We start from the raw sequence: 19,752 nt of genomic DNA, 5'->3' as shown, positions 1-19,752 counted from the left end.
AATACCCTTGCATTTTAATTATCTCAACTTTTCAGCTTTATCCTTATCCGCTGCCATATATTTCTCAATTTGACGCTGCTCCCAATTTTTTACAAACACAGAACTATTAGAGAATACCTTTAGACCATGAAAAAATAACCCTATGCCCCAAAACATCCACGTCGCAAAGGTGCTAAAGTGCCAAAGAGGACCCATAAAAGCTTCTCCATAGTACGAGTTACCTATCAGTTTTATGAGTACCAATGCCGTATTAATGACCAAATATATGGTGAGGTGGATGTAGAACCCTTTCAGCTTTGCCACACGGAGGCGTGCTTTGTCCAGTCTCTCTTCTTCCGATTTATTTTCCATATTCCCCATTCCTGTTTTCCTCTTCCAAAAATTTCTCCAATTGTCTCTTTTCCCACCTCTTTAAGAATGCTGGCTTTAATTCCTGCCAAGATTTAGCACCGAACTTAAAAACGTAAGCGGCATGTACCATCAAACCTAAACCCCAAATGATAGGAGTTCCTACAATGTTCCAACTCACCCAATCACCGAAGCCAGGGTTTTGAATCCATTCATAATCGTCCTTGAACCAATCTATTAAATTGAATTTTACTACGAGCAATAATGAATTAATTATAATATACACCCGTAAGTGTTTGTAGAAATTTTTAATATGCTCTACCTGCTTTTTAGCTTTTAAAAATTTTTCCGACTGTTTATAATTCCGTTCCATCCTATCTGAATTTTTCCGCCTGTTGTTTGTCTTTCTCTATATATTTCTGAATTTGACGTTCTTCCCAAGACTTGGAAAAAATAGGATTATACGAGAACACCTTCATCCCATGAAAAAAAAGACCAATACCCCAGAAAAACCATACAGCAAAAGTCCCGAAGTCCAATACCTCAAGGAATGAAGCCCCGTTGCTCATTCTTCCTATTATAGTTGAAATTGTAATAAAGGAATTAACCCCTAAATAAACAGCTAAGTGCCAATAAAATCCTTTTAATTCTTCCAATCGTTTTTTAGCACGATTCAATTTTTCTCTATCTGTCTTCATTATTTCCATTTTTTTGCGTCTTCATCATTTTCCATCAGTTCCTTAATTTTTCTATTTTCCCAGTCCTTCCCAAAAAAAGGGTTGAACCCAAATGCCTTGACAGCTTGAAAGACCAAACCTATCCCCCATCCGAAAGCTGCGCATAAAAACCAAGGATACCTCCACTCATCTATCCAATAATTCAGTCCTCCCAGTAGTGCTATGAAGATAATGTAAGACAGTAAGCTAGAATAAAACTTCTTTATCTGGTCTACGCGTTCCCGTGCCCTAAAATATTTGTCCTCTCTATTTCTATCGTCCATGATTGCTATGATTATTAAAGTAAGTAAATCATTTACTAAATATAAGCGATTCCCTAAAAATCGTTACTGTTCATTAACTCCTTAATTTTACGCTCTTCCCAGTTCTTCCCTAAAATGGGGTTGTACCCACATGCATTGGCCCAATGACCAACTAATCCTATTCCCCATCCGAGTGCCGGAAATATTACCCAAGGAAAGCCTGTGGTATTATAATTGACCCAAGCCAAAAATGGGATTACAATGCAGTATGCCAAAAGATTATTATAAAAAGATTTTATAGCTCCTACTCTTTCTTTAGCCCTTCTATACTTATACTCGTTTGAATTTTCCATGATCTTTATTTTAGCGTTATTTAAACTTTACGTTTGTTCTTATCTACACTCCAAATATCCCTAAAGAACCCCTCTTTTAAAAAAAGGAACTACCGAACTGTGGTTTTTCTAGGATGGATTGATGAAATGGATACCGGATGTTGGACATTAGATGCTAGATGTAAGATTTGAGATGCAAGATGCACGATATTAGAGAATGGAGGACTGATTAAACACACACTTTGTATTGAATACTATATACTAACTAAGCTGAATACTGAATACTGTTTACTGAATACCGAACACTGCCTGTGTGAGACATTAGACGTTAGAGGTGTGACCTGATATATTAGAGAATAGAAGATGGAGGATGGAGGTTAGAATAAAAACACACTTTGTATTGAATACTATATACTAACTAAGCTGAATACTGCTTACTGCTTACTGCTTACTGCCTACTGAATACTCCTTACTGCCTACTGACTAATGCTTACTGCTTACTGAAAACTGAAAACTGAAAACCGAATACTGAATACTAACTACTTACAAGGCACATGCCAACATCTAAAAATCCTCCTTATCCATGAGCTCTCGTAACTTTTTTTCTTCCCAACGTTTTCCCCAAAGCGGATTGTAACCAAAAGCTTCCATGCCGTGGGTGAGAAGTCCAAAACCCCAACCCAATATGGGAAAGATGACCCAAGGAAAACTTGTTGTTTTATAGTTTAACAAGGCAAGACAGGGAATAACAATACAGTAAGCAATTAGATTACCGTAAAAGCCCTTCACAGCTTCGACCTTTTCCTTTGCTTTTTGATAGCGTTTATCATCAATAAACTCCTCTTGTGTTTCCACAACGGAAACTTGCTGGGTGAGCATTGGTAGCTGTACCGTAAAGTTTGTTCCGTCATTAAAAATCTCCATATTTCTATTGCTTAGGAGATCATAACGCTGCTTAATATTCTGGAGGCCCACGCCACTACTTTTTTTGACTACCTGTTTCTCTTGTAGATTGTTAGTGACCTTTAGCAATCCTTCTTCCTCATAAATACGGATATGTAAGGGTTTAGCGGAAGTGACAATATTATGTTTTACCGCATTTTCTAGTAGTAATTGCAAGGAAAGTGGAACTATTTTAGCTTCTGAATTGATAGCTTTTTCCGGAATATCAAGAACTATACTATCCTCAAAGCGCATCTTTAAAAGCTTTACGTAGGTACGGGCAAACTGCAGTTCCTCATCTACAGAAACCAAGTCCTTATTTTTCTGTTCCAGCACGTAACGGTAGACCTTGGATAGGGAAGTAGTAAACTTTTGAGCTTGGTTAGGATCCTCATCAATAAGACTTGTCAACACATTTAAACTGTTGAATAGAAAATGAGGGTCTAACTGATTTTTTAAGGCATCAAACTTAGCCGATGCCGTACCCGCGATTATCTTTTGTTCTTTGACCTTATTCTCTTGTCGATACTTATAGTACCATACCGAGTAGAATATCAAGGCTACGACAATGGAAATGAAAAGAGAAATTCTATAATCCGTTATTTCTTGATCTTCTAAAAATTCTAGTAACGGCTGGTTTTGAATTCCAACCAAAAGAATAAGTTTCGAAATGAAAATTCCTATCAAAGAAAATCCAATGTTTCCCAGAATCGCTTTAATAAACCTTTTGGCGGTAAAAAGATCATATTTGTACGTATTGAGTAAATACTGAATCCAAATAGCGTTGGCGCAATATATAATCAATGAAAAAATCATCCCTTCATAGTACTCCTCCCATGCTTCGGCCCAACTTATTCCATTAGGATAGACACCACTTGCGTAGAGTATTGCCATGATAATTATAAATATCAGGGTGCCTACCAGCCATGCATTTCCTAAATGTTTTAAGAATCTATTCACGTGTAATTCTATTTTTTACCACAGTTTTCCAAAGTCGCTTCCGCCCTATCGGCACCCCAATTGGGATGAAAAGTACTTTCCGGTTTAAAGTTAGCGAAAAGTTCTAACGAACGTTCTACATCTGCACAGTAAGGCGTAATATCCTGTCCAAAATAACGCGCTGAACCCATATCCCATTCCGCTTTTGAGAAAATAACCCTTGGATTCTCAGGAGCCAATTGCTCTGCTTTTGCATAAAGTGCAGCCACTTTTCCTGATAAGGTCATTCCGTACGTGGCCCCATCAAAGGCAATCCAGGCCGTATGTGTCATGGCTTGCTGTACCATTATTTCAGGGTTATTCGGGGATATGGCTTTCGCTATGTCTATGAATTCCTGAGCCTTATCTAACTGTTGTTTCAAAACCTTTTCATCCTTCTCACCAAAAGAAGCAATGGTATTAATTTGAGCAACATAATAATAGGGTAGCCAATTATCCTGTTCAACCGTACTAATTCGTTCAAACATATTAGCAGCTTCAGTAGATTTACCTTCACCCCATAAAGAAAAGGCTTTTTGCATTCCTTGAGTATACTGGTCTTGCCCAAAAAAAAGGGTCGTAAATAATAGTGTTAATACAATTATGCTATTTTTCATTTTATCAGATTTAAAAATTATTACAAGTGGTTAAAGTGCTATTTTTTGATGAACTGTTTTCTCGGCGAGCGTAAATTTGGCATCCTCCCATTTTGGTGGTCCAAACCGTGCGGGTGCATTGTTAGAAGAACCGGTACTTTCTGCAGGAATTCCAAGAAAAGTTTTCAATTTACCATTGTTATCCTCATCATGAAAAACGGAAATGGCATAAACGCCCAACGGTACATTTTCGAACGTTATTTCCGCGCTTCCGTCGGTAATTTTGGCAACCTTACCCACATAGATTTTGCTAAGCCAATTGTCCTCTGAATCGTATAGCCCAATTAGCATCTGACCTTTGTCATTCTCAATATTATCAATTTGAAGTTGTATTGTCCCAGACTTCTTTTCCTGAGCGGTGATTATTAAAAAACCAAAGAATATTGCAAGCGTCATCAATTTTTTCATGTTATCGGATTTTGTTCTTATTTATGAAGCAAATTTCTCTTAAAGGGATACTATTTTAAAAAAAGAAATACCGAGTTGTTGATTTAAGCTACCGAATTGCGGTAATTTTACACTGTGATTAAAACCCTACAAATACGACTATCACTCCAAGAGGAAGCCCAAGAAGGTATTTTAAAGAAGAAAGCTGCAAAATATTTAAGTCTTGAGGAGCAAACTTTTTCGTTAAAAATCGTACGGAAGTCCATAGATGCGAGAAAACCAAAAATCGTTTTTAATTACAAACTATTAGCATATATCAATGAGCACGTTCCCGAGGATAACTTCAACTTTGATTATAAGGACGTCTCCAAATCCAAAAAAGTACACATCATCGGTTTTGGCCCGGCGGGTATGTGGGCTGCGCTACGATGTCTGGAGTTAGGCTATAAACCCGTAGTTCTAGAGCGCGGTAAAAATGTTCAGGAAAGAAGAAGGGACTTAAAAGCGATAAATCAAGACCACCTTGTTCACGAAGACTCCAACTACTGCTTTGGTGAAGGTGGTGCAGGCACGTATTCCGACGGTAAATTATATACAAGAAGTTTAAAACGGGGTGATGTAAGGCGGGTGTTCGAAAGTTTGGTCTATCACGGGGCTACTGAGGAGATTCTTGTTGACGCACACCCACATATAGGCACGAACAAGCTTCCAAAAATTGTGCAGAACATCCGTGAAACAATTATTGACCGAGGTGGCGAAGTTCATTTTAATACCAAAGTCACAGACTTTCAAATCCAAAACAACACCATTAAATCGCTTGTTTTAAACGATACGGATGAGCAGCAAGTAAACCGTGTTATTTTAGCAACAGGTCACTCTGCACGTGATATTTTTTATCTCCTGAACGATAAAAATATTAGCCTGAAAGCGAAGTCTTTCGCGATGGGGGTTCGTGCAGAACACCCACAACACATTATTGATTCCATACAATATCATTGTAAGGGAGAGCGAGACGAACTTTTACCTGCGGCAGCATATAGTCTAGTTCAACAGGTTAAAAATAGAGGCGTATATTCCTTTTGTATGTGTCCTGGAGGTTTTATAGTTCCCGCAGCTACAGCACCTGGTGAAGTGGTGGTAAACGGAATGTCACCTTCAAAACGCAATAACCTGTATGCCAATTCCGGTATTGTCGTGGAGATAAATATTGATCAGGATATTCCCAAGTTTGAAAAATTTGGAGCCCTTAAAGGATTGGAATATCAGAAAAACTTAGAACGATTGGCATTCACATCTGGTGGAAGAAGCCAAACCGCTCCAGCGCAACGTTTAACGGATTTTGTGGAAGGAACGCTTTCAACCGACCTTAACTCTACTTCCTATCAACCGGGCTTAAAATCGGCCCCAATGCACTCATTACTGCCCAAACTTATAGGTAGTCGTCTAAGGCAGGGATTTGCTGAATTCGGTAAAAAAATGAAGGGCTATTATACGGCAGAGGCCAATATTATCGGGGTAGAATCCAGAACCTCGTCTCCGGTAACCATTCCCAGGAACGAGCAGTTGGAGCATCCAGAAATCAAGGGGCTTTTCCCTTGTGGTGAAGGTGGTGGTTATGCCGGTGGTATCGTATCTGCCGCAATGGATGGTGAACGCTGTGCGGAAGCAGCTGTAGTAGGTTTATAAACCAATATCCTTGTGATACCGTTATAATCGTAGTCGTGTATTAATAAATTTTTATAGCGCAATTAGCCGTAACTTCGCAGCTGATAAAAAATTATGACTTTTAAAGAACTCGGCCTTGCCGAACCTATACTAAAAGCCTTAGAAGCAGAAGGCTATACCACACCGACACCTATTCAAGAAAAAGCGATTCCTATCTTATTAAAAGGAAAGGACTTATTGGGCGTTGCCCAAACGGGAACCGGTAAAACCGCTGCTTTTGGTATTCCCGTTCTACACCATTTGTACGAAGGAATTTCATTGCGCCAGAATAAGCGTAAAATTAAAGCCCTTGTGGTAACACCAACACGGGAACTAGCCATACAGATAGGAGAAAGTTTTACCGCTTATGGCAAACATACGGGCCTACGGAACACTGTTATTTTTGGTGGGGTCAAACAAGGCAAACAAGTAAATGCCCTACGAGGAGGTATAGATATTCTCATTGCCACTCCAGGTCGTTTATTAGACCTTATGAACCAAGGGTTTATCACCTTTAGGGACCTAGAATTTGTTGTTTTGGATGAGGCCGACCAAATGCTGGATATGGGCTTTATACATGATATTAAAAAAATTATTGCAAAGCTACCTCCTCAAAGACAGTCACTATTTTTCTCGGCCACCATGCCAAAAACCATAGTGGAACTTTCCACCAAAATGCTGGGGGATTTTGAGCGGGTCACTATAAAACCCGAACAGGCAACGGCGGAAAAGGTGGAACAAGGGGTCTATTTTGTAAGCAAACCCAACAAACCTAAGTTATTAGTGCATCTTTTACAGGAAAAACCGAACGAATCCGTTCTTGTTTTTTCACGTACCAAACACGGTGCTAACAAGATTGTGAAAAAACTGGCTCAGGCGGATATACGGTCTGCGGCAATTCATGGAAATAAGTCGCAGGCAGCTAGGCAAAAGGCATTAGGTGCTTTCAAGGACGGAAAACTTAAAGTCCTTGTAGCCACCGATATCGCAGCTCGGGGCATAGATGTGGAAGAACTTTCCCTAGTGGTGAACTATGACCTACCTAATGTTTCTGAAACATATGTACATCGTATCGGCCGAACGGGGCGTGCCAGCGCCAGTGGTATCGCGCTGTCGTTTTGTGATTTGGAAGAACGTGCCTATTTAAGGGACATAGAGAAACTTATAAAACAACAGGTTCCCCGTATGCCAGAACATCCTTTTACGGATGCAGATTCCGAGCAAGAAAGTCCAAGTCAGCCAAGGAGACCAAAAAGTTCTAATCGCACTAAAAATAACAAAAACAGAAACCGTTCTGGAAATTCAAATTTTAGAGGAAGAAACAACAGAAACTCCAACAATAACAGAAACAAGGGAGGGTCGTCCGAAAAGTCAAACTCCTAGTATTTCTCTTTAAATTTGAAAAGTTCTCTTTAATTGGTAAGTTCATACCTTACAATGTGAAATGAACCAAATGCAAAGACAACTATTTATCTACGGCAGTGGCAAGCATACCGTACCTTTTTTGGATTATATGACGAAAGCCACTGGAAAGCAAAAGTCCAACCTATGCTTTATTCCTACGGCCAGCGGAGACGATGAAGGTTATATAGAACGATTTCATGAAGTTTGCGATCAGCTAGAGGTACATGCCCATGTACTGAGGGTCTGGGTGAATTCCTATGATGATAAAGAAACTTTTACGACTATTATCAATCAAATGGACGCTATTGTGGTAGGTGGCGGCAATACGTTGAATATGCTCGCCATATGGCATGCCCAAGGTATAGACAAAGCCTTGAGGAACGCCTACGAAAACGGGGTTGTTATGGGTGGTGGCAGTGCTGGTTCTCTATGCTGGTTCAATGGAGGAACTACGGATTCTCGCCCGGCAGAATTAAGTATTGTTAAGGGAATGCGGTTTATTGACAAAAGTCATTGTCCGCATTACAATTCGGAAAAATCCAGACGCCCATTATATCACTCCAATATCCTTAATGGAGATTTGACCGATGGTTATGCCTGCGATGATAGGTCTGCCCTTCATTTTATCAATGAAAAGGTAGTAAAATCAGTTTCGCTAGACGCCGACAATCATTCGTATTACGTACATGCGGAGAATGGACACATCATAGAAGATTTAATTCCGGGAGACATCATTGGTTGATTTTAAAATAATTCGAAGCACATTCGCATTCAATTTGTTATCTTCCATACTTTATACAAACCAACAACAAACCATAAACCATGAGAATCTATTCCACTTTAGTCGCGGTATTCTGCCTGTGTTCTATTTTTGCGCAAACGGATATTGAAAAAACGAAAGAGACCATTAGTAAATCCAATATAGAAGGCCATATTTATTTCTTGGCGGACGACCTCTTAAAAGGTCGTGCAACCGGTACTCCCGAATTAAAAATTGCGGCTTCCTACCTCGCTAACGCCTTTCGCGGTTATGGGTTAAAGCCAAATCCCAAGACAGGTACGTATTACCAAGAAGTAAAATTAAAAAGTGTTTCTGCCCCATCAGAAGTCAATATTCAAATAAACGATACCAAAATTACCGACTATGCGCTCATAAATCCTGCTCAAATAAGTGTTGAAGGTGATGCTATATTCCTTAATTATGGGCTATCTCAAGATTATTCTGGAAAAAGCGTTTCAGGTAAAGTTATCGTCGTAAAGGCCGGGGGTCCGGATACCAAAGATGCAAGGGCAGCCTTTGGATTACGCTCGGAAAAACAAAAAATTGCCAAAGAGCATGGAGTTGCTGCCATCATAGAATTACTAGATACCGATGCTAATATGTGGGGTTTTATAGATCATAATTTTAATGAAGCCAGATTAATGGTAGCTGAAGATGAAGAAGATAATAAGGGAAAAGATAACTCAATGGTTCACATTTGGGTATTGGATACTGCCGGTGCCATGGCCAAAGAATTGGAAACTTCTACAACCTTAAAGGCCAAAGTTTCCCTTAACGAAGAACAGGAGAAAACTGTGCTATCCCAAAACGTCATCGGGATTGTTGAAGGTACGGACCCAAAACTAAAAGAGGAATACATCATTTACTCCGCACACTACGACCATGTGGGTATTGGAACGCCAGATGAAACAGGTGATACCATATACAATGGCGCTAGAGATAACGCCATAGGAACCACGACCGTGCTGAGCATGGCAGAAAATCTGGCGAAATATCCCACCAAACGTTCCGCCCTGTTCATTTTATTTACGGGCGAGGAAAAGGGGCTTCTAGGAAGTGAATATTATGTGGAAAATCCCGTGTTGCCACTAAATCAAATGGTCTATTGTTTTAATAGCGATAATGGTGGGTACAACGACATTTCTTTAGCCACCATTATAGGACTAACCCGAACCACTGCGGAAAAAAATATAACTACTGCAGCTACAACCTTTGGTTTAAAGGCGATTGAAGATCCTGCAAAAGAACAGGGTTTATTTGACCGGAGCGATAACGTTAACTTTGCTAAAAAGGGAATACCTGCGCCCACCTTCTCCCTCGGATTTTCATCTTTTGATGGGGATGTTACCAAGTATTATCATAGACCAGGTGATGAGGCGGATACCTTGGATTATGATTACTTGTTCAAATTTTTCAGTGCTTATGTCCTAGCGGGAAGACAAATTGGTAACGACCCCACTACCCCAACTTGGGTGGCCGGGGACAAGTATGAAGCAGCAAGTAAAGCGCTCTACGAAAAAACGCCAGAAGTTCCTATGAAGAATTAATAGATTTCAATTTCCAATTATATGAATATGTTGCAGTTAAGACATTAGACACACCATTCTAGTAATAGACTAAATGCCCACGTTATTTTGGAAAATAAAGAAAAAACATTGACACCGCTAGAAACGGAGCTACTTAAAAAACTGGAATCTAAAGGTCATTCCGAAGAACTTGTGGATCACTATTGGGGCAGTATAAATTATGTTTTAGGTCTCATAAGAGCATCTGAAGTGAAAGCAGGTCTAATTTTAACTTTTTATGGTATCCTGCTAAACTTTATATTTCAACAAATTGAGGTGGTATTAACTGGCGGTCCCAAAGAAATTCTATTGTATATTCTCCTAATCCTTTGGTTCTTATCTACCGTTATCTCTATATACTTTAGTATTCGTTGTTTTATGCCGCGTTTAGAAGGCAATTATGAAAAGAATGTTTTTTATTTCGGAGACGTAATTACCAAATTTGGTTCCATAAAAGAATTTTCAAAAATATTCTACACTACTAGTCTAAAAGAAGAAGAATTGTTCGATCAATTGGGACAACAGATTTATATAATATCCAAAATAGCCGCTGCCAAATTCAAATATGTTAATAGATCACTGCAATTTTTAGCTTCTGGACTTATTGTGTTCTTAATTCTTGTGTTTTATTATGCAGTATTAACTCTGGGAGTTTAGCCTGCTTCAGTAATTTTGCAAAATCCACACTAATACTTGCCTCTTATAAATTTCGGATATCTCCAAGAGCATTATAAGCTTTTAAGACCTTCTCAATTTTTTGTTCTGCCTCTGGGTCAATAAATTTTCTGCTGTCGTCTTCATTGAGCCAGCTAAGTGTACGTTTAATACCCTCGGTAAAAGGAATGGTCGCTTTAAAGCCCGGCACAAAAGTTTTTATCTTGGTATTGTCAAATATGACGCTTTCTGCCTTATCGGCCAAAAGTGTTCCGGTAAAGGAAGTCGCTATTTTACATATAAAGTCAGACGCTATATGAACTACCTTCGCCTCTTTCCCTAAGGCCTCCGCGAGTATTTTATAAATCATGTTCCAGCTTAATATTTCATCCGAAGTAATATGAAATGCATGACCTATTGCCGTGGTTAAGCCCAGAAGACCCACAAATCCTTTAGCAAAATCATCGGAATGGGTTACCGTCCATAGTCCGGTACCATCGCCGTGCACAATAATTTCTTTGCCCTGAAGTATTCGTTGTGCCGTATTGTATCTATTAAATCCTCCGATTGCAATGGGGATAACCGTGTCGTAAGTTAGCGAAGGACGCACTACGGTCACAGGAAACCCTTCTTCGCGATAAGCGCTTTGTAAACGATCCTCACAACGTATCTTATCCTGGGAGTAATCCCATAAATTATTGTTTAAGGGAGTAGATTCTGTAATTACCGGATAACTCAACGGGGTCTGATAGCAGGATGCCGAACTAATAAAAATATACTGTTTTGTTCTTCCTTTAAAAAGGTTGATATCGCGTTCTATGTCCTTTGGAGTAAAAGCAATCCAATTGACCACCACATCCCATTGATGCGTTTTAAGCTCCGTTAATTCCTCTGGTTTGTTAATATCTCCAATAATCGTCTTAGCACCTTTTATGTGGACCTTAGATTTTCCCCTGTTCAGAAGGTACAGGTCTACGCCCCTAGCAAGTGCCAATCTACTGGATGGCGTACTGATATTTCCTGTTCCCCCAATAAATAAAACTTTCATGTTCCCTGCTTTTTAAAGTAAGTACTATTTACTTCAAAGTACTATAAATATTTGAAGTTAATCACTATATTCAAAAACATCAGTATAACCACCAAAAATAACATCATGAAAAACGTATTACTATTGCTATTGATCCTAAGTGGGCCCTTGGCATTTTCCCAAAAGACTGCAAATTTAGATCTACTGGATATTTACAATATGGAATATGTTTCCGATTCCCAGATTTCACCGGACGGGAGCCAAGTTCTGTACGTTCGGAATTTTAAGGATGTGATGACGGATAAGAATCTGTCCAACATTTGGCTCATAAATAGTGACGGTTCCAAAAACAGACCAATTACTACGGGCAACCAGAACGACTTTTATCCCAGATGGTCGCACAAGGGAGATAAAATCATTTTTAAATCCAACAGGCAGGACGATCGTATGAAACTTTTTGTAATGTGGATGGATTCCAAGGAAATTGCGCCACTGACCAATACACCGAAGTCACCGGGTGCCGTAAGCTGGTCTCCGGACGACCGATACCTGGCTTTTACCATGTTCGTGCCCAAAGCAAACGAATCCATCATAAAAATGCCGGCGAAACCAGAGGGGGCTAAATGGAACACCCCCCCTACTTATATTGACCAACTCAATTATAGAGGAGATGGCCAGGGCTACATAAAAGGAGGAAACACGCAACTTTTTACCCTATCCATTGATGGAGGAACGCCAAAACAATTGACTACGACAGAATTTGACCATGGTGCTCCCCAATGGGCAAAAGATGGTAAGACTTTATACTTCTCCGCCAATTTTAATCCCGATGAAGCTTTTGAACCCAATGATAGTGAAATCTACGCGCTAAATTTAAATAACAATGAAGTTAAGGCGCTGACGCAACGCTATGGGCCGGACAATACGCCAGTAATCTCTCCCGACGGCACCAAAATGGCGTATACCGGACTAGATGATAAATTACTAGGGTATCAACTGAATCAGTTGTACGTAAGGGATGTTACTGGCGGAAGCGCAATGCTATTGTCCGGCGATTTTGATCGTAATATTTCCAATATTCAATGGGACGGCGATGGTAAAGGGCTTTTCTTTCAATATGATGATAAGGGGGAAACCAAAATTGCACATATCGCACTAAGTGGTAAAATTACGGACAAAGTGGGTAAGGTTGGAGGACTTTCCCTGGGGAGACCCTATAATGCAGGGGCCTTTACGGTAGCCAAAAATGGAAACATTGCCTACACCTTGGGTACTACGGAGCACCCAGCAGATTTAAGCGTTCAGACCAAAAAAGGGAACAAGCGACTTACCTTTGTAAACGACGACCTTTTCTCTTTCAAAGCTATCGGTAATGTGGAAGAAATCTGGTGGAAATCTTCCTATGACCAACAAGATATTCAAGGTTGGATCGTAACACCTCCAAATTTTGACCCTTCAAAAAAGTATCCTTTTATTTTAGAGATTCACGGTGGGCCTTTCGCCAGTTATGGTTCGGTCTATTCGGCAGAAATACAAGCTTTTGCAGCGGCAGGGTACGTAGTGCTGTATTCCAATCCACGCGGAAGTACCAGTTACGGTGCTGATTTTGGTAACCTTATACATCACGATTATCCCAACCACGACTATGATGATTTAATGAGTGGTGTAGATGCAGTGATAGAAAAAGGCTACGTAGATCCGAATAAGTTGTTCGTTACCGGAGGAAGCGGTGGTGGAGTACTCACTGCTTGGATCGTAGGTAAGACCGACCGTTTTAAAGCTGCCGTAGTGGCCAAACCCGTTATCAACTGGGCAAGTTTTGTTCTCTATGCAGATGGTGCCGCATTCTTCTCTAAATATTGGTTCGGTAAAAAACCATGGGAAGACCCAGAGAGTTATTTTAAACGTTCCCCACTGAACTATGTGGCCAATGTAACCACACCCACCATGCTACTCACCGGTGAGGAAGACTATAGAACACCCATTGCAGAGTCGGAGCAGTTTTATACCGCGCTAAAGCTAGAGGGTGTAGAAACCGCTATGGTACGTATCCCCGGAGCATCGCACGGCATTGCCAACAGGCCAAGCAACTTAATCGCTAAAATAGCGGGTATACTGGCTTGGTTTGAGAAACATAAAGATTAATCGTTGCATAACAATTTAGAGGTGGGAACTGCGCAAAATTGTTCTATAGGAATGGTAGCTAAGAATAATATGGCTTTGCTCGTTGCTGCTTTTCTAATTTTTACTGGTACTTTATGTGCACAACAAAAACTAGATTCGCTCCAAAGTATCTGGCTGAACAAAGCCCTACCGGATTCGGCCCGTGCGGATGCGCTACATGATTATATTAACGAAGGACCATTTAACAGTGCTCCTGATAGTGCCTTGATCTTGGCCAATGAGCTGTACCGGTTCACCAAAGAAATTAATTACGCTACTGCAACGGTAGACGCACTGGACCTAAAGGGTTACGTATTATTTAGAAGTGGAAACTATCCTGAGGCCCTAGCTGCTTATAATGAAGGGCTATCGCTCGCAGAGACTATTGGATATAAAACCGGAGCTGCTGATATTTTATTGAAAACAGGTTATATCTACCATGACAACGAGGATGTCATCAATGCCTTGAAAAACTATGAAAGAAGTCTAAAAATTTCTGAAGAAATTGGTGATTCGGAAGGTGTGAGCGCTATTTATAACGAGTTTGGCAGCATTTATTTTGTGAGAGGTGATCATGATAAAGCCTTGGACTATTATTTTAAGGGCATTGCCATTAATAAGGAGTACGGTAACGAAACGGCCAACTCTTCCCAATATACAAATATTGGGAATGTTTACCTGGATACTGAAGAGTATACGAAGGCCTTGGAGTATTATCAAAAGGCGCTAGCCATTGATGAGAAAAAACAAGACAAATTGAGTATCGCTGCCTCACTTTCCGGTATGGGCATTGTGTTCTATAATCAAGGTGATACGGAACAAGCATTGGACTATCTGGAACGTAGTTTAGCAATCGCAAAAAGTATCCATGACCTACAAGGGAGTACTTCCTATTTACTGAGTATGAGCGATATTTATCTGGATCAAGAAAACTACCAAAAGGCCATACAGCTCTGCACTGAAAGCCTATCCTATGCTAAAATAGTTGGCGATTTAGGTGGACAGGAGTATTCTTACGAATGTCTTTACGAAGCTTCTAGAGCCCTCGGTAAAACCAGCCAGGCCTTATCTTATTACGAAGAAATGATTGCAATTTCGGATAGTATACAATCTGAGGAAACCGCCATTAAACTACAGCAAATGGAGTTCTCCAAAAAAGTGGCGGAGGACAGTTTAATACAGATAGAGAAAGATACGGCCGTACGGTTGCAGCACGAGATTGAAGTAGAGCAAAAAGATAAAAATAGAAATATCGCCATCGCCGGTGCACTAATCTGCCTAATCCTCGCCATAGGTTTTTTTATTCGCTGGCGGTATGTAAAAAAGTCGCGCGCCGTTATAGAAAAGGAAAAAAACCGTTCAGAAAGTTTACTGCTCAATATACTACCTGCTGAAATAGCCGAAGAACTCAAGGAAAAAGGAGAGGCAGCGGCTCGGGATTTTGACCTTGTGTCGATTTTATTTACCGACTTTAAAGGTTTTACCGAAAAATCTGCCGAACTGTCCGCTGGGGAATTAATTGGTGAAATCAACAACTGTTTCAAGGCCTTTGACCATATCTGTGAAAAATACGGTATAGAAAAAATAAAAACTATTGGAGACGCCTATATGGCTGCAGGTGGATTGCCTATACCATCGGACGATGCCGTTCATAATACTGTTCTGGCGGCCTTAGAGATGCAGGCTTACATGACACAGAGGTTCATAGAAAAAGAATCAACGGACGGGTTTACCTTTAAAATGCGCTTAGGAATACACACCGGGCCCGTAGTGGCCGGTATAGTCGGAGTTAAGAAATTTCAATATGATATCTGGGGAGATACTGTGAACACGGCTTCGAGAATGGAAAGTAGCGGCGCTGTAGGACAAGTAAATATTTCTCAGGACACTTATGAGTTAATAAAAGACAACCCATTACTCACTTGTACCCATAGAGGCAAAATAAATGCAAAAGGTAAAGGAGAAGTTGATATGTGGTTTGTTGAAAAACTTATAGATGTATAGTTTAACCTGCTTTTCCGATAATTGTATGATAACGCCACTTAAATAGGATTTACATAAATACAATGAAAAATCAACAAAAGTTATAACATTTTGATTATCAATTGATAAACATGTCAAAATAATCACTACATTACCCTAGGTCCATTTTGTAGACCTTCTTTTTACTGGTTTAGACCAGATTCTTTATTGTTCTCCCACGTATTTGTTCTCCCGACTTGATCACCATCGATTGTTGCCAAATCATTATTGATTGTAATTACTTATTAAGAATAGTAACCAATTAAATATAAGTATTATGAGAACATTAAAAATGAATCTATTTTTAGCACTAACCCTTTTATTGATTCCTTCAATTTCTAAAGCACAAGAGTCTACCGTGACCATAGAATTTGATAACGCCGAGACGGCAAGCGAAGTTGTTCAAAACTATATTGCTGCTTTGCAAAAAGGAGATGTAGCCACTATGAATATGCATCTGGCAGATCATGCAATGATATATGGACTTGGAGGAGGACTGGACTCCTTGAACGTTGCACAACACAAGGAGAATTTTAAAAATAGTACAGATAGCTTCGAACATACGATTAGGCAAGATTTATACTTACCTGTAAAAGTTACCAATAACTGGAACGAAGGAGAATGGGTGCTTGCTTGGGGCGCCAATACGCTGACCAATAAAGAGACAGCGGAAACTATCGTAATTCCTTACCATACCGCAAATTTGGTAGAAAATGGAAAAATAGTGATGTCTCGTTATTTTTACGATATGATGAATGTTATGATGGCACAGGGTTATAAAATTACTGCGCCAGAATAACTTCTTAACCTCCTTACAAAACTCCAAAACCCGGAATCCTGTTCTGGGTTTTGTTTAATATATAGTTAACTCTTTAAGATTTATTTTAATACCTTTAAGCGATTGCCGTTGATTAGACCAACCAAATGAAACCAACCCAACACTCCTTACCTAGTTATAGGTCTGGCCATTTCTTCTTTATACTTTTTTTACTAGCTATCCCAGGCCCAGAACCCTTTTCCCTCTTTGAATCTGAAGCGAGACTTCAATCCTGAAAAAAACAACTATAGCAATACTTCTTTGAAAATCAAAAATCACCGAATACTTCAAATATGCCATTGGTGAAATTATCCTTCTAGTTATTCGGTTTTTAGTTACTATCAATGTTAAATTTAAAAACGAAACCTACCCCTCTTTGGAGGGGATCAAGGGGTGGGTGATATTATGGGAGAAATCATTCCCTATAATCCAAAACTTGTTGGCTACACCAAAGAATTACGTAAGACTAAAGAGGCCTATTATACTAGTTAAAATGGTTAAAGCTGCTTCTTTTTAATCCTAAAAACCTTATCTTAAAGAAAAAGAAATTTTGAACGGATTTGATATTGTAATGGTTATCGCCGTTATCCTTTCTGCAAGGTTAGGGGTCCGCCTTGTTACAAGATATATTGAAATGAAGAAGAAAGAAAAAGAAAACTAGGCTAAACGACCTTGAATTAAACTCATGAGGCGTTAGAAAAAAAACCAATATTTATTTTCTACGTAAGCGTCGAGGCGATAAATCTGTATGATCGAGTAACGCTATTTTTTACGCATCCCTGTAGAAAGTAAGTCCATTATTGTCAGGGTCGTAAAAAGCAAACTCTTTGGTTCCCCAAGCTGTTTCCCTAAGTAAGGTATGGGCATTAAAAACAGATTTTTCTGAATATTCCTCGTAAAGCGCTTCAATATTTTGGGTAACAATTCTTAACATGGGTCTATCACCGTTCAGCTCCCATTCCTTGGCGTCATGCCATTGCAAATGAATTTCAATATCATCGCGCAGAACACCTGCGTAAGTCGGTTTTTTGGAATCGTCCGCAAATGCGATTTTAAACCCTAATCTATTTACATAGAAATCTAGTGCATGTACCACATCCCTAACAGGTAAAACAGGATGTATTTGATGTAAAAATCCTTTTCTTTCCATACTATAAATATAAAGGGATTATAGCTACCTTGTAATTTTCCACACTATATAGAGATGTTAAAACATATACTTTTTCTTGCTTTGGTAATTTGTACGCGTATGGGATATGGTCAGGAAATGACCGTCATGAGCTACAATATAAAATACGATAATGTCAATGATACCGTAAATAATTGGAACAATAGAAAACAAGCCATGGCGCGTTTGATCAAACATTACAATCCACAAGTCTTTGGCACACAGGAGGCCCTTTACCATCAAACCACCTATTTGGATAGTAGCATCACCTCTTACGCCTATGTTGGCATAGGAAGGGACGATGGAACGCAAAAAGGGGAATATACGGCTATTCACTATGACAGCACCAAGCTGAAGATATTGGCAACCGATACTTTTTGGTTGTCGAAGACACCGGATAAGGTTTCCGTGGGATGGGACGCCGCTTTAGAACGTATTTGTACTTATGCCTTATTCCAAAATAGTATTACTAAAAATCGATTCTATGTGTTCAATACGCATTTTGACCACATTGGTAAGACCGCACGTGCAAAGGCTGCACAGCTTATCATAAGTAAGATAAGAGAACTGAATACCCAAAAATTACCTTGTATCTTAATGGGAGATTTAAATCTTACCCCGGACGAGGCTCCTATTATGTACTTGAGCAAACAGCTCAATGATGGACGTGAAGTATCAAAAAAGCCTCCCTACGGACCTCTTGGGACATTCAATGGTTTTGACTGGAATGCAGTTCTGGATAAGCGTATAGACTATATTTTCGTGGATGGTTTTAAAGTAGAAAGTTATACCCATATAGACGACCGTATGGAAAACAACAAACACATTTCTGATCATTTGCCCGTAATAGCCATGCTCAGCTTTACACCATAAAGGCCCACTTTTTACACTGGCCCCCTAACTAAAACTATCTCATCCTTATCCTTTTAGGAAATTGACCAAGATATCGTTCAATGTGTCAGCGTGAGTAACATTTAAGCCATGTGGGGCTCCCTTAATGACTTCATACGTGCTTTTGGAAATTCCCTTGGCCGCTAAATCACCTGATGTTTCAATAGGAACGGTCTGGTCTGCATCGCCATGTACTATTAAAGTAGGCACGTCTACGTTTTTAAGCTCCGGTCTAAAATCGGTATGCATCCATGACAAGGCAGCTTGTATCGTGGCTCTTGGAGATGCGTGGGAGGCAACTATAAAATCATATTCCAATTGGCCTTCGCTTACCCGGTTCTTATTATCCTCATAATTATAAAAACCTTTGTGGAAATTTTTTAAAAATCCGACCCTGTCCTTTTGTAAGGCACTTTTAATATTATCCAAAACATGCACTGGCACGCCGTCTGGATTATCGTCTTTCTTCTTTACCAAGGGGATGATAGAACTTATGAGCGCCGCTTTCGCAATGTTTTGCGTACCAAAGTCCGTACAGTAGCGCACTACCTCGCCGCCACCCATGGAAAACCCTACTAGGACAACATCCTTTAGGTCCAGTTCGGTAATTAGCGTATGTAAGTCGCCTGCTAAAGAGGAATAATCATAACCTTCCCAAGGCGATGAAGATATTCCAAACCCTCTTCTATCGTACGAAATACATCGGTAGCCCTCTTCAACAATCTTCCATACTTGCTGCTCCCATGATTTTCTGCTCAACGGCCAGCCGTGGATTAGGATTACTGGTTGTCCCTGTCCGTAATCTTCATAAAAAATAGCTACGGATTCTTTTGCTTTCTCGTTTGTTATAAATGGCATATCTTTTTTTATTTTAAACAAGGTAGTTTTATAACTGGCATGCTATTACCTCGTTTTAAAAGAATATTTGCTCTAT

The 19,752-nt window shown here is 39.7% G+C and carries 20 protein-coding genes; 9 read left to right on the top strand and 11 right to left on the bottom strand.

The window, feature by feature from the left end; genetic code table 11:
* Nucleotides 1-18 precede the first annotated feature (18 nt).
* From BFP77_RS08860 to BFP77_RS08825, 8 genes are all read right to left on the bottom strand, one after another.
* The gene (locus BFP77_RS08860) at nucleotides 19-351 is read right to left on the bottom strand and encodes a 2TM domain-containing protein (protein WP_180272332.1); all 333 of its coding nucleotides are present in this window, start codon (nucleotides 349-351) and stop codon (nucleotides 19-21) included.
* Nucleotides 341-721, bottom strand: coding sequence for a 2TM domain-containing protein (locus tag BFP77_RS08855; RefSeq protein ID WP_099573671.1), 381 nt, complete (start codon nucleotides 719-721; stop codon nucleotides 341-343). The genes BFP77_RS08860 and BFP77_RS08855 overlap by 11 nt, the downstream gene beginning before the upstream one ends.
* A 1-nt stretch (nucleotide 722) precedes the next feature.
* Entirely contained in the window at nucleotides 723-1,046 is a 324-nt protein-coding gene (locus BFP77_RS08850) for a 2TM domain-containing protein (protein ID WP_257212922.1), read from the bottom strand.
* On the bottom strand, nucleotides 1,046-1,348 hold the full coding sequence (locus BFP77_RS08845; protein WP_099573669.1) for a 2TM domain-containing protein: 303 nt from the start codon (nucleotides 1,346-1,348) through the stop codon (nucleotides 1,046-1,048). The genes BFP77_RS08850 and BFP77_RS08845 overlap by 1 nt, the downstream gene beginning before the upstream one ends.
* A gap of 53 nt (nucleotides 1,349-1,401) precedes the next feature.
* On the bottom strand, nucleotides 1,402-1,680 hold the full coding sequence (locus BFP77_RS08840) for a 2TM domain-containing protein (protein WP_099573668.1): 279 nt from the start codon (nucleotides 1,678-1,680) through the stop codon (nucleotides 1,402-1,404).
* 543 nt (nucleotides 1,681-2,223) lie between these two features.
* A complete protein-coding gene (locus BFP77_RS08835) occupies nucleotides 2,224-3,561 on the bottom strand; it encodes a 2TM domain-containing protein (protein WP_257212921.1) in 1,338 nt (445 codons plus the stop codon).
* A gap of 8 nt (nucleotides 3,562-3,569) precedes the next feature.
* Nucleotides 3,570-4,196: a tetratricopeptide repeat protein gene (locus tag BFP77_RS08830; protein WP_099573667.1), complete on the bottom strand. Its 627-nt coding sequence runs from the start codon at nucleotides 4,194-4,196 to the stop codon at nucleotides 3,570-3,572.
* Nucleotides 4,197-4,226: 30 nt separating this feature from the next.
* Nucleotides 4,227-4,643 carry a DUF2141 domain-containing protein gene (locus BFP77_RS08825; protein WP_099573666.1) on the bottom strand — a complete coding sequence of 139 codons (417 nt, stop codon included), beginning with the start codon at nucleotides 4,641-4,643 and terminating at the stop codon, nucleotides 4,227-4,229.
* A gap of 114 nt (nucleotides 4,644-4,757) precedes the next feature.
* On the opposite strand from BFP77_RS08825, the gene BFP77_RS08820 reads away from it, so the two are divergent.
* The 5 genes from BFP77_RS08820 (at nucleotide 4,758) to BFP77_RS08800 (ending at nucleotide 10,733) form a co-directional block, all read left to right on the top strand.
* A complete protein-coding gene (locus BFP77_RS08820; protein WP_099573665.1) occupies nucleotides 4,758-6,308 on the top strand; it encodes an NAD(P)/FAD-dependent oxidoreductase in 1,551 nt (516 codons plus the stop codon).
* 93 nt (nucleotides 6,309-6,401) lie between these two features.
* A complete protein-coding gene (locus BFP77_RS08815; protein ID WP_099573664.1) occupies nucleotides 6,402-7,709 on the top strand; it encodes a DEAD/DEAH box helicase in 1,308 nt (435 codons plus the stop codon).
* A 70-nt stretch (nucleotides 7,710-7,779) separates the two neighbouring features.
* Nucleotides 7,780-8,472, top strand: coding sequence for a peptidase E (locus BFP77_RS08810; protein WP_099573694.1), 693 nt, complete (start codon nucleotides 7,780-7,782; stop codon nucleotides 8,470-8,472).
* A gap of 80 nt (nucleotides 8,473-8,552) precedes the next feature.
* Nucleotides 8,553-10,058: a M28 family peptidase gene (locus tag BFP77_RS08805; protein ID WP_099573663.1), complete on the top strand. Its 1,506-nt coding sequence runs from the start codon at nucleotides 8,553-8,555 to the stop codon at nucleotides 10,056-10,058.
* Between the two features lie 87 nt (nucleotides 10,059-10,145).
* Complete coding sequence (locus BFP77_RS08800; RefSeq protein ID WP_257212920.1) at nucleotides 10,146-10,733, top strand: Pycsar system effector family protein; 588 nt, start codon at nucleotides 10,146-10,148, stop codon at nucleotides 10,731-10,733.
* Nucleotides 10,734-10,776: 43 nt separating this feature from the next.
* On the opposite strand, the gene BFP77_RS08795 is transcribed toward BFP77_RS08800, so the two are convergent.
* Entirely contained in the window at nucleotides 10,777-11,778 is a 1,002-nt protein-coding gene (locus tag BFP77_RS08795; protein WP_099573661.1) for an SDR family oxidoreductase, read from the bottom strand.
* A 105-nt stretch (nucleotides 11,779-11,883) separates the two neighbouring features.
* Here BFP77_RS08795 and BFP77_RS08790 point away from each other — a divergent pair, with 105 nt between their 5' ends.
* The 3 genes from BFP77_RS08790 to BFP77_RS08780 all read left to right on the top strand — a co-directional run bounded on the left by BFP77_RS08790 (nucleotide 11,884) and on the right by BFP77_RS08780 (nucleotide 16,741).
* Nucleotides 11,884-13,902, top strand: coding sequence for a S9 family peptidase (locus BFP77_RS08790; protein ID WP_099573693.1), 2,019 nt, complete (start codon nucleotides 11,884-11,886; stop codon nucleotides 13,900-13,902).
* A 3-nt stretch (nucleotides 13,903-13,905) separates the two neighbouring features.
* On the top strand, nucleotides 13,906-15,924 hold the full coding sequence (locus BFP77_RS08785) for an adenylate/guanylate cyclase domain-containing protein (RefSeq protein WP_143751883.1): 2,019 nt from the start codon (nucleotides 13,906-13,908) through the stop codon (nucleotides 15,922-15,924).
* Between the two features lie 295 nt (nucleotides 15,925-16,219).
* Nucleotides 16,220-16,741, top strand: coding sequence for a nuclear transport factor 2 family protein (locus BFP77_RS08780; RefSeq protein ID WP_099573659.1), 522 nt, complete (start codon nucleotides 16,220-16,222; stop codon nucleotides 16,739-16,741).
* Between the two features lie 787 nt (nucleotides 16,742-17,528).
* Here the strand turns inward: BFP77_RS08780 and BFP77_RS08775 are convergent.
* The gene (locus BFP77_RS08775; RefSeq protein WP_099573658.1) at nucleotides 17,529-17,909 is read right to left on the bottom strand and encodes a glyoxalase superfamily protein; all 381 of its coding nucleotides are present in this window, start codon (nucleotides 17,907-17,909) and stop codon (nucleotides 17,529-17,531) included.
* Nucleotides 17,910-17,963: 54 nt separating this feature from the next.
* Between BFP77_RS08775 and BFP77_RS08770 the strand changes: the two genes are divergently transcribed.
* On the top strand, nucleotides 17,964-18,800 hold the full coding sequence (locus BFP77_RS08770) for an endonuclease/exonuclease/phosphatase family protein (RefSeq protein WP_257212919.1): 837 nt from the start codon (nucleotides 17,964-17,966) through the stop codon (nucleotides 18,798-18,800).
* A gap of 45 nt (nucleotides 18,801-18,845) precedes the next feature.
* Here the strand turns inward: BFP77_RS08770 and BFP77_RS08765 are convergent, their stop codons facing one another.
* On the bottom strand, nucleotides 18,846-19,676 hold the full coding sequence (locus BFP77_RS08765; protein WP_099573691.1) for an alpha/beta fold hydrolase: 831 nt from the start codon (nucleotides 19,674-19,676) through the stop codon (nucleotides 18,846-18,848).
* Between the last annotated feature and the right edge of the window lie 76 nt (nucleotides 19,677-19,752).

Source organism: Maribacter sp. 4U21 (assembly GCF_002742365.1).
Lineage (GTDB): Bacteria > Bacteroidota > Bacteroidia > Flavobacteriales > Flavobacteriaceae > Maribacter.
The sequence above is the reverse complement of the archived record's forward strand: the minus strand, read 5'-3'. Positions and strand labels throughout refer to the sequence as shown.